At 70.1% G+C, this 15,259-nt stretch carries 14 protein-coding genes; 1 reads left to right on the forward strand and 13 read right to left on the reverse strand.

The window, feature by feature from the left end; all coding sequences use genetic code 11:
• Nucleotide 1 precedes the first annotated feature (1 nt).
• From J8J14_RS05995 to J8J14_RS06055, 13 genes are all read right to left on the reverse strand, one after another.
• Nucleotides 2-1,096 carry a glycosyltransferase gene (locus tag J8J14_RS05995; protein WP_209378545.1) on the reverse strand — a complete coding sequence of 365 codons (1,095 nt, stop codon included), beginning with the start codon at nt 1,094-1,096 and terminating at the stop codon, nt 2-4.
• 44 nt (nt 1,097-1,140) lie between these two features.
• Nucleotides 1,141-1,935, reverse strand: coding sequence for a lysophospholipid acyltransferase family protein (locus J8J14_RS06000; RefSeq protein WP_209378546.1), 795 nt, complete (start codon nt 1,933-1,935; stop codon nt 1,141-1,143).
• 2 nt (nt 1,936-1,937) lie between these two features.
• A complete protein-coding gene (locus J8J14_RS06005) occupies nt 1,938-3,563 on the reverse strand; it encodes a phytoene desaturase family protein (protein WP_209378547.1) in 1,626 nt (541 codons plus the stop codon).
• 2 nt (nt 3,564-3,565) lie between these two features.
• Nucleotides 3,566-5,113: a phytoene desaturase family protein gene (gene crtI / locus J8J14_RS06010; RefSeq protein ID WP_209378548.1), complete on the reverse strand. Its 1,548-nt coding sequence runs from the start codon at nt 5,111-5,113 to the stop codon at nt 3,566-3,568.
• Between the two features lie 110 nt (nt 5,114-5,223).
• Nucleotides 5,224-6,804, reverse strand: a complete 1,581-nt coding sequence (locus J8J14_RS06015) for an acyl-CoA dehydrogenase family protein (protein WP_209378549.1) — start codon at nt 6,802-6,804, stop codon at nt 5,224-5,226.
• Nucleotides 6,801-7,934 (reverse strand): FAD-dependent oxidoreductase, encoded by a 1,134-nt coding sequence (locus tag J8J14_RS06020; protein ID WP_209378550.1) that lies wholly within the window; start codon nt 7,932-7,934, stop codon nt 6,801-6,803. Before J8J14_RS06020 ends, J8J14_RS06015 begins: the two co-directional genes overlap by 4 nt.
• Before the next feature lie 50 nt (nt 7,935-7,984).
• Nucleotides 7,985-8,338: a DUF3140 domain-containing protein gene (locus J8J14_RS06025; RefSeq protein WP_342452402.1), complete on the reverse strand. Its 354-nt coding sequence runs from the start codon at nt 8,336-8,338 to the stop codon at nt 7,985-7,987.
• The gene (locus J8J14_RS06030) at nt 8,335-9,096 is read right to left on the reverse strand and encodes a DUF5872 domain-containing protein (protein ID WP_209378551.1); all 762 of its coding nucleotides are present in this window, start codon (nt 9,094-9,096) and stop codon (nt 8,335-8,337) included. The genes J8J14_RS06025 and J8J14_RS06030 overlap by 4 nt, the downstream gene beginning before the upstream one ends.
• Nucleotides 9,097-9,150: 54 nt before the next feature.
• On the reverse strand, nt 9,151-9,990 hold the full coding sequence (locus tag J8J14_RS06035) for an aldose epimerase family protein (protein ID WP_209378552.1): 840 nt from the start codon (nt 9,988-9,990) through the stop codon (nt 9,151-9,153).
• 7 nt (nt 9,991-9,997) lie between these two features.
• A complete protein-coding gene (locus tag J8J14_RS06040) occupies nt 9,998-10,843 on the reverse strand; it encodes an NAD-dependent epimerase/dehydratase family protein (protein ID WP_209378553.1) in 846 nt (281 codons plus the stop codon).
• An 84-nt stretch (nt 10,844-10,927) separates the two neighbouring features.
• A complete protein-coding gene (locus tag J8J14_RS06045) occupies nt 10,928-12,226 on the reverse strand; it encodes a TRAP transporter large permease (protein WP_209378554.1) in 1,299 nt (432 codons plus the stop codon).
• Between the two features lie 5 nt (nt 12,227-12,231).
• On the reverse strand, nt 12,232-12,738 hold the full coding sequence (locus J8J14_RS06050; RefSeq protein WP_209378555.1) for a TRAP transporter small permease: 507 nt from the start codon (nt 12,736-12,738) through the stop codon (nt 12,232-12,234).
• Nucleotides 12,739-12,755: 17 nt separating this feature from the next.
• Complete coding sequence (locus J8J14_RS06055) at nt 12,756-13,736, reverse strand: TRAP transporter substrate-binding protein (protein ID WP_209378556.1); 981 nt, start codon at nt 13,734-13,736, stop codon at nt 12,756-12,758.
• Between the two features lie 149 nt (nt 13,737-13,885).
• On the opposite strand from J8J14_RS06055, the gene J8J14_RS06060 reads away from it, so the two are divergent.
• Nucleotides 13,886-15,238 carry an amidase gene (locus J8J14_RS06060; protein ID WP_209378557.1) on the forward strand — a complete coding sequence of 451 codons (1,353 nt, stop codon included), beginning with the start codon at nt 13,886-13,888 and terminating at the stop codon, nt 15,236-15,238.
• Nucleotides 15,239-15,259 lie beyond the last annotated feature (21 nt).

Here is a 15,259-nt window from a genome sequence, read left to right on the forward strand (position 1 = left end):
ATTATGCCCCATCCGCGGCGCGATAGGCGCGCCCCTTCCATCCTGCGGGACGGCCCAGCGCGGAACGGGCCAGGGCAGTCCATTGGATGGCGAGGGCGACGGCGACGGTGGCGGGATGCAGGGGAATGGTCCAGCTCGGCTCCCGCCCGCGCCAGGTGATGGCGGCCCGGGTGAGATAGGTGATGATGAGGGCCGCCGCCGCGAGCGGGCTCGGCAGCAGCAGCCAGGGCAGAAGATGGCCGCCCGCCAGCAGCAGTGTCCAGACCGGAAGGCCGATGGGCGTCGCCATCCCCTCCCGCGCATTCTTCAGGAAGCCGTTCCAGGCCTCGCCGAAGCCGCCATACATGCGGCAGTCGGCGAGCGGGGCGCCATCCACCACCTCCGTCCGGTGGCCGCCGATGCGGAGGTTGCGGGCCAGGGCCAGGCCGTCATGCAGGCGGTGGCGGAAGGCGGCATGGCCGCCGACCGATTCATAGGCACCGCGCTCCACCAGGATCAGCTGGCCGCAGGCCGCGGCCATGGCGGGGTGCTGCGTGAAGGCCCGGCCGGCGCCGGGAAGATAGCCCAGCATCATGAGGTTGATGGCCGGGACCGTGAGCCCCTCCCCCAGCGTCGCGATCCGCTGGCGCGGGACGCCCGTGACCAGGGCGAGGTTTTCGGCCTGCGCATGCGCGGCCATCCGGGCGGCGGCATCCGGGGCCAGGCGGACATCGGCATCGATGAACAGCAGATGCGTGCCCCGCGCCGCCTCGGCGAGGCGGGCGCAGGCATGCACCTTCCCCGTCCAGCCCGGCGGCAGGGGCGGCGCGTGCAGCAGGCGCAGGCGCGGATCGGTGGCGGCGCGGCGGGCGACGATCCCGGGCGTGGCATCGCGCGAGCCGTCATCCATCACCAGCACCTCGATCTCCACCCCGGTGCTGGCCAGGGCGGCGTCCAGGCAGGTGGCGATGTTGGCGGCCTCGTCCCGCGCGGGGATGAGGATGGAGACAAGGGCGCCCGGCGCGGGCCTGCCCGCCGCCCGGCCCAGCAGGCACAGGTTGGCCGCCGCCATGCTGGCGGGGAACATGGCAAGCGCCAGTGCCAGCGCATCCATCATCGGCTGGCCACCTCTTTGCTCATCTCCGTCCTCACACGCCCATCCTAGCCGGATTTCGTGCCATGGGCATGGCGAGGGTTGAAACGCCGGCCACGGGCCAGGGCGGCGACATGGCGCCACAAATCATAAATGCCCCCCATGCCTTCCGCCCCTTCGGCCACGACCGTGAAGCGGGCGGGGTCGCGGGTCAGGGCCTCCGCGGTCAGGCGGTCCATGGTGCCGGTCAGCGCCTCGCGGATGCGCTCCTCGCGCGCCTCACGGTCCAGGGCGAGCAGCTCGGCCGCCGGAAGTGGCGGCCCGAAGGCGGCGAGCATGTCCGGGCGGCGCTCGGTCCAGAAAACGTAATCCAGGGCGAGCGGCAGCACGATCGCATCGGGGGCGATCTCGGGCAGCCGGGAGACACCGGGCGCGATGGCCACGGGGCGCTCCCGCACATCTTGGAAGCGGCCGGGCGCATTCATCCAGAGCATGGTGCCGGGCGAGGCCAGCACCGCCTTGGCCGTGCGCAGGAAGGCCACGGCGCCGCGCGGCCCGGGCTCGATCCCGAAGACGCCGAGGCGGCGCATGAACGGGTATTTCGCCAGCGCCGCCGCTTCCATTGGAATGAAGATGTGGCGGTGCGGAAGAAGGCGGACGGGCAGCAGCATGAAGGCCACGCCATCCCACCAGGACGGGTGGTTGGCCAGGACGATCAGCGGCCTGTCCCCGGCGTCCTGCGGGAAGCCCCAGGGGGGCATCCGCAGCGCGCCCATATGGCGCCGGAAGAAGCGCGCGAAGACGAAGTGGAAGAAGCCGAAGAGCCGCGCGTCGCGGAGCGCGAGGGGCGACGGCTCCGCCATGCCTATTCGGCGGCCTGCGCCAGGAAGGCGTGCTGCCCCTGGGCGCGCAGGAGGGAATCCCGCGTGCCGGCCAGGCGCGCGGCCTCGCTCATGCCGCGCCCGCCCATGTCCTGGTCCATGGCGTCCGCCGCGATCCAGCCGGACATCATCACCATCGGCATGCCCGGCCCGGGATGCGCGGCCCCGCCCGCGAGGTAGAGACCCTTCACCGCCCTGGAGCGGTTGCCCGGCTTGAAGGCCCCGGTCCAGGCGCCGTGGGAGGCGAGGCCGTAGATGGCGCCGTCCAGCACCTTGTAGCGGTCATGGATGTCCTGGGGCGTAAGAGCGCGCTCCACCACGATACGCTCCTCGATATCCTCCATCCCGGCGGTACGCTTCAGCTTGTCCAGGATCACCTGCCGGTATTGCGGCAGCATCTTCGACCAGTCCTGGCCCGGGCGGAGATGCGGGGTATGGACGAGCACATAGAGCGCCTCGCCCCCGTCCGGCGCCACGCTCGGATCCGTGGCGGAGGGCGCGGCGAGGTAGGCTGTGGGATCGGGAGCGGGGATGCCCTTCCTGTAGATGGCGTCGAACTCCTCCTCCGCGTCGCGGGAGAAGACGAAGTCGTGATGCGCGACGTGGTCGTAGCGGCGGTTGAGGCCGAGATAGAGCACGACGCCGGAGCAGGCCGGCTCGAAGCCCTTCTTCTCGTATTTGCGGCCGGTCTTCCCGCCGACGAGCTCCTTGTAGGTGCGGATGGCATCCATGTTGGAGATGACGGCATCGAAGGGGATGGTCTCTCCCTTCGCGATCACGCCGGCCACCCGCGTGCCGTTGTCGCGCAGGTCCAGCCCCGTCACCTCGGTGTTCGGGCGGAGATCGGCGCCGAGGGATGCTGCCAGCTTCGCCAGCCCTTCCGCCACGGCGCGCGTGCCGCCCACCGGATACCAGATGCCCTCGCTCGCCTGCATGTCGCCGATGCTGCAGAGCACGGCGGGCGCGAGATAGGGCGAGGAGCCGACATACTGGCAGTAATGGTCCAGCATCTGCGCCAGCCGCGCATCGGGCACATGGCCGCGGATCACCTTCGCCACGCGCTTGCCCATGCCGAGCGCCATCACGTCCTTCAGCGTGTCGGCGCGCAGATTGGCCTTGAAGTCGATTGTGTCCGCGATGCCTTCCACCGGCTTCCAGAAGAAGAAGCCCTCGGAGATCCGGTGCAGGTTCTCCGACATCGCCTGGAATTCGCGGTAGCCCTGGCCGTTGCCGGGCGCGAAGGCGTCCATGTCGCGCGCCATGTCATCGACATTCTCGCGCAGGTCGATCCGCGTGCCGTCATCGAAGAAGCAGCGCCATTGCGGGTCCAGCCGGATCAGCGGCAGGTCGCGCGCCTGCTCGCGCCCCGCTTCCGCGAAGATCCGGCGCAGGACGCGGGGCACGGTGAGAATGGTCGGGCCCATGTCGAAGCGGAAGCTGCCGCCGTTGCGCCCGCCCGGCTCCGACGGGGCATCGAGATGCAGCACCGCCGCCTTGCCGCCGAGCCAGTCATTCTTGTCGAACAGCGTGACCTCATGGCCGCGCGCCTGGGCGACGCAGGCGGCGGCCAGGCCGCCGAGACCGCCGCCGATGATGGCAACCTTGGCCATGTTCAGATCCTCGTGGAGACGGGTGCGCGGCCGAGGTCGCGCAGCAGCAGGCCGGCGCTGATGCGCGCGCCCTCATAGATCACGGGCAGGCCGGAGCCGGGATGGGTGCCTCCCCCGACGAGATAGAGGCCGCGGGTGTCGCCGAAGCGGTTGCCCGGGCGGAACATCAGCATCTGGCGGAGGTCATGGGCCAGGTTGAAGGTGGCGCCGTACCCCACGGCATATTCATCCCGCCAGTCGCGCGGCGTGACGCATTTCTCGAAGCGGATGCGCGATTCAATGTCCGGCACGCCGAGCGCGCGGAGCCGGTCCAGCGCCAGCCGCCGATAGCGCGCCGTATCGGCCTCGCTCCACTCGTGCCCATGGGTCAGGTTCGGCACGGGAACCAGGAGATAGAGGCTCGAATGCCCCTCCGGCGCCATGCTGCAATCCGTCGCGACCGGGTTGTGCAGATAGAGCGAGGGCGTGTCGGGCAGCGTGCCCCGCTCGATCTCCTGGATGTTCCGCTGATACTCCTCCGACAGGAGGATGGTGTGGTGCGCGAGGTCCGGGAAACGCCCCTCCACGCCGAGATAGAGCATGAAGGTCGAGCAGGAGTAGCGCGCCTTGCCGATCTTGCGGTCCGACCACTGCCGCCGGATGGCGTCCGGCACGAGCTTCGGCATGGCATGGGCGAAGTCGGCGTTCATCACCACGCCATCGGCGTCGATCCGCCGGCCACCGGCCTCAACGCCCGTCGCGCGGTTCCCGTCGAACAGCACGCGCTCCACGGGTGTGTCGAAGCGGAACTCCACGCCCAAATCGGCCGCCACCCGCGTCATGGCGGTGGCCACCGCGCCGCATCCGCCGCGCGGATGGAACACGCCATGCTCGTATTCGAGGAAGGAGAGGATGGTGAACAGGCTGGGGCAGCGGAACGGGCTCATCCCCAGGTATTTCGACTGGAAGGAGAAGGCGAGGCGCGTGCGCGGGTCGCGGAAATGCCGGCGCAGGTCGGAATCGACCGAACGGCCCGGCCGCAGCAGCGGCAGCGCACGCAGCATGTCCGCGCCCATCACATCGGCCGCCCGCGTGAAGGCGCGCTCCAGCACGGGGCGGAAGGCGGCAAGCTTGCGGCGGTTCTCCGCCATGAAGGGGCGCACGCCGGCGGCATCGCGCGGATCGAGCTTCGCCACCTCCGCCTCCAGCCGCTCCAGGTCCGGCGTTGCGTCCAGCGTGACGTTCCCCGCCGCATGCTCGAAGGTCAGCCGGTACTGGGGGTCGAGGCGGAGAAGCTCAACCTCCTCCTCCAGCACCGCGCCGCATTCGGCGAAGATCTCGGAGAGAATGCGCGGGTAGAGGAAGAAGGTGGGCCCCAGGTCGAAGCGGTAGCCGCCTTCGGCCTCGATGGTGCGGCTGCGTCCGCCAACGACCCGGTCCTTCTCGAGGACGGTGACGCGAAGGCCGCGCGCGGCGAGGAGCATGGCGGAGGCGAGCCCTCCGGGACCTGCTCCGACGATGACCGCATGGGGTCGTTCGGGGCGCAGGGAGGGGCGGCTTAGTGCGTTCATGGGCTCCTGCGAAATCCCGGAGAGAAGTCCGGTGCGAACGCTGTTCAGCTTTGGTCGATGCCCGATCTTGCAAGGGCCGGCCAATCACGCCGCCGTGGCCGGATGATCCCTTAACCCGCCATGGCCTCCTGCAGGCACGCCCTGGCACGGGGAAGCAGCCGTCGCAGGAAGAAGCCGGCCTGCTCCGCCATGGCGGGTTCCGCCGCCGCCGCCCGGGCCAGCCAGGCAGCGCCCAGCACCCAGCCCGCCGCATCCAGGAAAGGCGCGGCGGCGGCGCCCGCCACCTCCGGGGAGGCGGTGGAGAGATGTTCCGCCGCCTCCGCCAGGTCGCGGGCCGGGCCCTCCAGCGCCGGATCCGCTTTGGCGGCCTCCGCGATCAGGTCCAGGAAGGCGGGCAGGTCGCGCGGCAGCTTGCGGGCGACGAGGTCCATGGCCTGTATGCCGTTCGTGCCCTCGTAGATCGGCGCGATCCGGGCGTCGCGCCAGATCTGGGCGGCCCCCGTCTCCTCCACATAGCCGGCACCGCCATGCACCTGGATACCGAGGCTGGCCACATCCACGCCGCGATCGGTGCACCAGGCCTTGGTGATGGGGGTGAGGAGGGCGAGCCTTGTCTCTGCACCCTTTTCCCCGGCCCGGGCGCGATCCAGCGAAACGGCGCAATCCAGGGCGATCAGCCGGGCGGCGGCGGTGATGGCGCGCATCTCGCCCAGCATCCGGGCGACATCCGGGAATTCGGCAATGGGGCGGCCGCCCTGGATGCGGGTGGCGGCATAGTCCTCGGCCAGGCGGGTGGCGCGGGCGCATTGCCCCACCCCTTCCACCCCCACGGCCAGGCGCGCCACATTCATCATGGCGAACATGGCGGCCAGGCCGCGATTCGGCTCCCCCACCAGCTCGGCCTCGGCTTCCTCGAACAGCATGGTGCAGGTGGGACAGGCATGGATGCCCGGCTTGTGCTCGACCCCGCCGCAGCGCACGCCGTTGCGGCGGCCATCGGGCAGGATCTTCGGACAGGCGAAGAGGCTGATGCCGCGCGAGCCCGGCGGCGCATCCGGCAGGCGGGCCAGGACGAGGTGGAGGGTGTTCTCCGCCAGGTCGTTCTCACCCCAGGTGATGAAGATCTTCTGGCCGGAGAGACGATATCCCCCCTGCCCGTCCGGCACCGCGCGGCTGCGGACAGCCGACAGGTCGCTCCCGGCCTGGGGCTCGGTCAGGCACATGGTCCCGTTCCAGGCCGCCGAGATCAGGGGCGGCAGGAAGCGGGCCGCCTGCTCGGCGCTGGCATGGTGAGAGAGCAGTTCCACCGCGCCCGCCGTGAGCATCGGCATCAGCGCGAAGCTCATATCCGCCGAGGAGGCGAGTTCGAAGACCGCCGCCCAGAGGGAATGCGGCAGCCCTTGCCCGCCATGCTCCGCTGGCGCGGCCACGCCCTGCCAGCCCGCCTCCCGCCACTCCTTCAGCAGGGCGGGATAGCCGGGCGGGGTGCGGACGCGGCCATTCTCCAGCACGCAGCCGGCCCGGTCCGCCTCCAACCGGCCCGGGGCGATCCGTTCCTCGGCAAAGCGGCCAGCCTCCTCCAGGATGGCGGCGACATCCCCCTCCGCCAGCGGCGTGCCGAGGCGATCCGAGAGGGCGGGCAGCCCGTGGAGGCGGTTCAGGGTGAAGGCCAGGGATTCGGCGGCGTTCATGCGGCGATGTCCCAGCCCCGCGCATCCCCGGCCGCCCAGCGCGGCAGCGCGGCCATGCGGGCGGGATCGCCGAAGGAGGCCGCCACCGCCTCGCCCAGCACGGGGCCGAACTTGAAGCCATGGCCGGAGAAGCCGCTCATCACCACGCAGTGCTCCGAGAGCGGCTCGACCACGAAGCGCTCCTGCGGCTCCACATCATAGTAGCAGGCGCGGGCCTGCAGCACGCGGTAGCTCTCCGCGTCGCGCAGGCGGGGCAGTGCGAGGGAGAGAATGGCGTCCCGTTCCACGGCCGTCGCCTCGCGCGGGTCATCGGCATCGCCCTGGCAGGAGAAGCGGTGGTCCCCGATCTTCAGCCCGGTGCCGGCCACGGGGGGCACGGCGTAGAAGCCGCCATCCGCCGAGAGGTCCAGCAGCATGGGCGCGCGGGCCCAGGCCTCCCGCTGCTCCACCGGAGGTTCGAGATAGACGACGATCTGGCGGGAGGGCGTGACACGCGCGGACAGGCCGGGCAGCAGGCGCGGCGCCCAGGGTCCGGCGGCGATGACGAGCAGGTCGCCTTCCAGCACGCGCCCATCCGCGAGGGAGAGGCGGGCGCGGGCCGGATCGACCGAGGTGACCCGCCCCTGCAGGAACAGCGCGCCCTGCTCGTTCAGGTGCCGCGCGGTGGCCTCCACGATGCGGCGTGCCATCAGCACGCCGCCGCGCGGCGTGAAGAAGGCATCGGACAGCCCTTCCGCCCGCAGCCAGGGGAATCGTTCCTGCAGGTAATCCGGCGGCAGATCCTGCACGGCGTGGGCATCGGCGCGCAGGGCCTGGCGGCTGGCGCCGAGCCAATCCGCCTCCCCCACCGCCCCTCCGGCCAGGGCGAGGACTCCGGTTTCGGCATAGGGGCGCTCGCCAATGGCGGCGAAAAGCCGGTCCCAGGCGGCATAGGCATCCTCGACCATCCGCATATAGCCCGTGGCGGCGCCATAGGCATGCCGGATCAGCCGGTGGTCATCCACCGATGACCCACGCGGATTGGGGATGGGATCCTGCTCCACCACCGTGACCCGGTGCCCGGCCTCCGTCAGCGCGAAGGCGGTGGAGAGGCCCATGATCCCGGCCCCGAGGACGAGCGCGTCACCCATCGCGTCATCCTGCGGCACGGCGCGGCCGGGGGAAACCCCGGCGTTGGGCCTCAGCTCCCGCCGCGATCCTTCAGGGGGTCATGGCCCCAGTTCATCAGGCTGTAGCGCCAGCGCGTGTGCTCGATCTCCCCCTCCGGTCGCCGGGCACCGTGGCGATGCACATAGCCGACCACCTTGCGCATATGGGCCAAGTCCTCCTCGGAGGGATGGGAAAGGCCGGTTTCCAGCAGGCGGAGGATGTGCCGGCCGCTTTCATGCCCCACGGATTCGGAATGGCCCTCATGGGTCACGCCGACGGAACGGCTCTCCTCGGTGGAAAGCCATTTGCGCAGCGCGGCCGGCGTCATGTTCACCGCCTCCCGGAAGGAACGCACCACCTCCTTCGGGTCGGGCTCGCCGCTCACCGGGAGATTCGCTTGTTCGGGGCGGCGCGGCGGGTCGCGGTGGTGTTGCCGGCAGCGGGGCTGCGGCGGGGCTGCGCCTTCTTCGCCGTGGCCTGGCGGGGCGCGGCGGACTTGCCCGCCGGCCTTGCCTTGCGCGCCGCGGCCGGACGCTTCGCAGAGGCTTTCGGTGCCGCGGCCGTCTTGCGGGGAGCGGCGGCCTCGGCGGCGGCGGCCCGGCGGGCAGGCGCCTTGGATTTGGTGGTGGACGGCTTGCGCGGCGCGCTGGCCGCCTTCGCTGTGGCCGTCGCCGGGGCCCGCTTCGCGGCCGCCGGGCGCCGCTTGCCCGCCGCCGTCCCGCTTTCCTTCGTGGCGGAGCCTGCGTGATCCCGCGCCTTCGCCGCCTTGCGCGCCACATCCGCGGGCTGGCGGGAAAACTGCTTTCCCTTGGCCGTGTCACGCCGCTTGGCGGCGGTAGTGCGGGCATATTCCTCGTCGGTCAGGGATTCGCGGGCCTTGCGGGGCAGGTAGCGCTCGCCTGTCTCGCCGCTCTTGCTGCCCGACTTCGTGCCCCACTCCTCCTTGGTCCACTGCGTCAGGTGGTTGGCCTCGCTCTTGCGGCCCTCATAGGCGCCGCCGGCCTTCTTGTATTCCTGCACGGCGAGCTGCGCCTTGCGCGCGGACCATTCGCCGGCATCGCCACCCTTGCTCCCGCGCATGATGCGGGCCTTCACCTTCTCCCAGAGTTTCGGATCGGTCCTCTGCGCCGTGCCGGATGCCATGCCGCGATCCTCCGTGATCCGCCGGCCAACGCCGCGCGAATCGGCAAGGTTGCCTCAGGGAAGGAAGAGCAGCCGCGCGCGCCCGGTGAGGCTTTCGCCCCGCGCAAGGCGCACCATGTCTCCGAGTTCGGAGAGAAATGGCCGGTTCGCCGCATCGGGGACATGGCTCACCGGCTCGGCACAGAGAATGCCCGCGCCGCGCGGCGCGAAGACCTGGATGTTGCGGGACCAGGCCTCCTCGCCCCGCAACAGGAAGCAAGCCTCGCCGAGGGTAAGGCGCGCTCCGCCATCCCAGCCCGTGAAATGCGTGTCGAGACCTACGAAGACCTCCTCCCCGCCATCCAGCCCGGACGAGGCGACGGCCTCCACCGGCAGGTTCCGCTCGTCGCGCAGCAGCATGCCCGTGGCGTGGAAGGCGAGCCGCGTTCCGGGCGGGCGGGCGAAGAACGGATGCCAGCCCGTGCCGAAGGGAACGCCATCCATGCCGCGATTGGTCACGGAAAGGCTGATGGCGAAATCCTCGCCGAGCGCGATCTCCATCCTCGCCTGGTAGCGATAGGGGCCGTCCTCGATGGACTGGACCAGGACGGCCAGGGCGGGTTCGCTTCGCTCCACCTCCCAGGGGTGCTCGCGCGAAAGCCCGTGCAACGCCGTGCGCTCCGCCACGCGATTGCAGGGGAAGTGATGCAGGCCGCCCGGATGCGGCAGCCGCCCCTCGTCCAGCCGGTTCGTCCAGGGCAGCATGAGAAAGGCGCCGGCCCAGTGGTCGTTGGGATCGGCGCCTTCGGGCAGGGGGACGAGAACATCCCGGCCGGCATGGGTGAGGGCCGCCAGGGCGCCGCCGCGCCCGGGCAGCAGGGCGGCGCGCCAGGCGCCGCCTGCGATATCCAGCACCGGCGGCTCAATCCAGCGAGAACTGGTCCTTCGGCGAAGGCTTGTCCCTTGTGTAGTCCATGGCGGTGTAGCCGCCGCCCTGGTAGCGCTCCGTCACCGGATCGCCCGAGAGCTTGCCGCCCACCTTGCCGCGGAAGTCCTCGGCGCTGTCCTCGGGTTCCCAGCCGATGCGGTCCCGGTGGTCCTTGCCCCAATAGGTCGCAGGATTCTTCGAGGCGCCCCAGACCACGGCATGGCCGATGCGCGGCGCGGAGAGGAACTTGTCCATCATCCGCGCGAGGTCGGCATAGGACAGCCAGGTGGAGAGCATGCGGGCATCGGCCGGCTCGGGGAAGGAGGAGCCGATGCGGACATTGAGGTTCTCCACCCCGTGCTTGTCCCAGTAGAGGCGCCCCATCAGCTCCCCATAGGCCTTGGAAAGGCCGTAGAAGCTGTCCGGGCGGAAGGCGCAATCGGCATCCAGCAACTCGCCATTGCCGGCCGGGCGCTCATGGAAGCCGATGGCGTGGTTGCTGCTGGCGAAGAGCACGCGTGCCTTCTCGCGCCGCGCCGCTTCATAGATGTGATAGAGGCCGCGGAGATTGGGGCCCAGCACCACCTCGAACGGATGCTCCGTGCTGATCCCGCCGAAATGCAGGATCGCCTGGCAGACCTCGGCGAGGCGGAGGATGGTGGGGCCGTCATTCAGGTCCGCCTTCGTGAACACCACCCCCTCCGGCAGCGCATCCGGGAAGGGGGCGATGTCGGTCAGGCGAAGCTTCCAGCCGGACGCGGCCAGGGCGGGCACCAGGGCCCGGCCCAGATTGCCGGACGCCCCGGTGAGAAGGACAGGCCGGTCCTTCGAAGCGCTCATCAGATCAGTCCTTATCGGGGAATCAGGCCGGCATGGTGGCGCGGACCGGGGGCGCCGTGAAGCGCCCCCGCCGTGAATCGGCGCCTAGCTGCCATAGCCAAGGGCGAGGCGCGGAATGGTGAGGGAAACCGCCGGCCAGTAGGTGGTGAGCGCCAGCGCAAGCAGGATGGCGCAGTAGAAAGGCACGATGGTCTTCAGCACATGCTCGATCGGGATGCGCCCGATGGCGCAGCCCACGAAGAGCACCGCGCCCACCGGCGGTGTGGTGAGTCCCATGCCGAGATTCATCATCATCACCATGCCGAACTGCACGGGGTCCATGCCAATGGACTGCACGACGGGCAGGAAGATTGGGGTGGTGATCAGGATGAGTGGCGCCATGTCCATCACGCAGCCCAGCAGCAGGAGCGCCACGTTGATCAGCAGCAGGATGACGATCGGGTTGTCGCTGATGGAGAGCATCGCCGCCGTCAGCATGTCGGCGAACTGGTACAACGCCAGGAGATAGGCGAAGGCGCTGGCGGTGCCGACCAGCAGCATGACGATGGCCGTGGTGCGGACCGAGGCCGCGACCGAGATCTTGAAGTTCTCCCAGGTCAGGCCGCGATAGACGATCAGCGTGACCAGCACCGCCCAGATCGCGCCGAAAGCCGCGCTTTCCGTAACAGTGAAGACGCCGGAGAGCACGCCGCCGAGGATGATCACCGCCGTCATCATGCCGGGCAGCGCATCGATGAAGCTCCAGGCCAGCGCCCTGAAACCCGCCCAGGGCTCGGCCGGGTAGCCGCGCTTCACGGCGATGATATAGGCCGTGGTGGCGAGGCAGAGGCACATCAGCACGCCCGGCACGATGCCCGCCAGGAACAGGGCGGAAACCGAGATGCCGCCGCCCGCCGCCAGCGAGTAGATGATCATGTTGTGGCTGGGCGGGATCATGATGCCCGCGATGGAGGATGTGGCCGTGACGGCCACGGCATAATCCGTGCCGTAGCCCTTCTCCTTCATGGCGGGAATGAGCAGGGTGCCGACTGCGGAGGCGTCGGCGACCGCCGAGCCCGAGATGCCGCCGAACAGCATCGACGCGGTGACATCCACGACGCCGAGGCCACCGCGCATCCACCCCACGAAGCCGGATGCGACATTGATGAGGCGACGCGCGATGCCGCCATGCATCATGATCTCGCCGGCGAAGATGAAGAAGGGAATGGCGAGGAGCGAGAAGATGCTCATGCCCGCCGTCATCTGCTGGAAGGCGACGGCGGGATTAATGTCTTCCCACATGAAGCCGACCAGGGCTGCGACGCCCAGGGTGAAGGCCACCGGCAAGCCGGTGACGATCCCCGCGATGAAGATCGCGAAGATGATGATCAGGCCGGTTTCCAAGGAGGCTACTCCAGGGTGACGATGGTGGCTTCGGGTTGGTTTGCGCCAGTGATGTCGCGCAGCACCTGTTCGGCGGCGAAAAGAGCGATCAGGATGCCGCCGATGATAAGGGGCATATAGGTCCAGGCCTGGCTGACGCCGATGAGCGGGATGCGGATGGCCCAGGCTGTCTCGACCAGTTCCTGGGAATAATAGGCCATCGCGATGCCGAAGAGGCCCACCGCGGCATCGCAGCCGACCATGACCCAGCGCTGCACGCGGCGCGGCAGCGCCTCGCGGAACCCGACGACGGAGAGGTGGAAGCGCTCGCGCACTCCCACCGCCGCGACGGGGAGGGAAATGGCGAGCACGATGAGCACCGCCGCCCGCTCGACCCAGGTGGGCGTATCGTTCAGCACGTAGCGGCCGAACACCATCCATCCCGTGATGGCCACGAGAAAGATGAGCGCGGCGCCGGCCACCACGATGACGATCCGGCAGAGCAGGTCGAACAGGCGGGATACGGCGTTCATGCTCTCAGGCCGCCCTCTCAGCGCGCTTCGCGGATCCGCCGCACCAACTCGGCCATGCGCGGATCAGAGGCATACTTGGCATAGACCGGCTCCATCAGCCGCGCCCAGGGGGAGCGGTCCGTGATGTCGATCACCTGAACGCCTGCGGCAATGACCTTCTCGCGGCTGACCCGCTCGCGCTCGGCCCAGAGTTGGCGCTGGTAGGCCGCGCTCTCGCGGGCGGCGGTGCGAAGGATCTCGCGGTCAGCCGGGTTCAGCCGGTTCCAGCGCTGGCGGGAGACGGCCAGGATCTCCGGCACGTTGGAGTGCTCGGTGGTGGTGAAGTAACGCGCCACCTCGAAGTGACGGCTGCTCTCATAGGAGGGCCAGTTGTTCTCGGCCGCGTCGAGCACGCCGGACTGGAGGGAGGTATAGACCTCGCCATAGGGCAGCGGCGTCGCGTTGGCGCCGAGGGCCCGCATGATGTCGATCCAAAGGTCGGAGGTCTGCACGCGGATCTTCAGCCCGCGCATGTCCTCGGGCGTGCGGATGGGGCGGCGGCCATACATGCTGCGGGCGCCGGCATCGTACCAGGCGAGCACGACGAAGCCCGCCTTCTCCAGGTCCTCGCCGACCGTATCGCCGATCGGGCCGTCCACGACCATGTGCTGGTGCGCCACGTCGCGGAAGATGAAGGGCAGCGTCAGCACCTGGGTGGACGGGACGATGTTGTTCAGCCCGCTCATGTTGAACTCGGCGAAGTCGATGCTGCCGATTCGCATCTGCTGGATCGCCTCGTCCTGCTGGCCGAGCTGCGCGGAGTGGTAGGTGCGCATGCGGATGCGGTTGTTGGTGCGCTGCGCGACGAGTTCCGTGAAGCGGTCCATGCCGCGGGACACGGGGTAGTCAGGCGGGTGGATGTTCCAGCCGCGCCACTCCTGCGCCTGGCTCGGGGTGGAGATCCATGGCAACGCGGCAAGCGCGGCCGCGGCCGCGAAACGGACGGCGCGACGGAACATCTTGGAACTCCTCCAGACTGCCGGGGCGAATAACCCTCTGGTTACGCGCAGCGTGCGGCGGCTGCGGCAGCGCTGTCAACGGCCCATCCCGGCGCTGGCGGAAAGGATGGGTTCTGGACGCGCCACCTGCCCCCGGCGAGGATGGGGGAATGCGACAGACGATCGAAGACGCCGCCCGCGCGCTGGCGGAAGGCACGACCAGCGCGGCACGCCTGACAGAGGAGGCACTCGCGCGGATCGCGTCCCCCTCGGGCGAGGGAGGGCGTGCCTTCGTGCAGGTACAGGCCGAGGCAGCCATGGCCGCCGCCGGCGCCATGGACACGCTCCGGCGCGTGGGGCGGGCGCCGGGCGCCTATGCCGGCATCCCCATCAGCATCAAGGACCTGTTCGACCAGGCCGGGATCGTCACCACCGCCGGCTCCATGGCACGGCGCAACGAGCAGCCCGCCGCCGCCACCGCCCCTGCGATCGCACGGCTTGAGCGCGCGGGCTTCGTGGTGCTCGGGCGGACCAACATGGTGGAATTCGCCTTCTCCGGCACGGGGCTGAACCCGCATCACGGCACCCCGCTTTCCCCCTATGGGCGCGAAACGGGGCATGCGCCCGGCGGCTCCTCCTCCGGGGCGGCGGTGGCCGTGGCGGATGGCATGGGCTTCGGAGCGATCGGCTCCGACACGGGCGGCTCCTGCCGCGTGCCCGCCGCGCTCTGCGGGATCACGGGCTTCAAGCCCACCTCGCACCGCGTGCCCACGGCGGGTGCCTTCCCGCTCTCCACCTCCCTGGACAGCATCGGGCCACTGGCGCCGAGCGTCGCCTGCTGCGCGGTGCTGGACGCGGTGATGGCGGGGGCGGAGGACCCTACCCCGCCCCCCGCCCTGCCGCTGGAAGGGCTGAGGCTGGGCCTGCCGAGTTCGACCTTTCTGTTCGATGGCCTTTCCCAGCCCGTGATCGCCGCCTTCGACATCGCGCTGCGCCGGCTGGAAGCCGCCGGTGCGAAGCTGATCGACGTGTCCCTGCCTGAAATCGCGGAAATCCCTGCCGCCAATGCCACGGGCGGCTTCGCGGCCGCCGAATCCTGGGCGCTGCACCGGGAGCTGATCGGACGTTCCCGCGACCTCTACGACCCGCTGATCCTCGCGCGCATCGAGCGCGGCTCCGGCATGAGTGCGGCGGATCTCATCGTGCTCATGGCGGAGCGGCGGCGGATCATGGCCGCCCTGGCCCCGCGGACCGCGCCCTTCGACGCCATCATCGCCCCGACCTGCCCGCTGACGCCCCCGGCGATCGAGGAACTGGCCACGGCGGAGGCGTTCAACCGCATCAACCTCCTCCTGCTCCGCAACACCGCAGTGGCCAACTTCCTGGACCGCTGCTCCGTCAGCATGCCCTGCCATGAGGAAGGCCAGGCGCCGGTTGGGCTGATGCTGGTCGGCGAGCATGGCGGGGACACGCGGCTCTTCAGCGTGGCGCAGGCGGTCGAGGCCGCGCTGCGACAGGGCTGAGCGGCCAAGGCGCAGGAGGAA

The organism is Pararoseomonas baculiformis, from assembly GCF_017813395.1.
Lineage (GTDB): Bacteria > Pseudomonadota > Alphaproteobacteria > Acetobacterales > Acetobacteraceae > Roseomonas > Roseomonas baculiformis.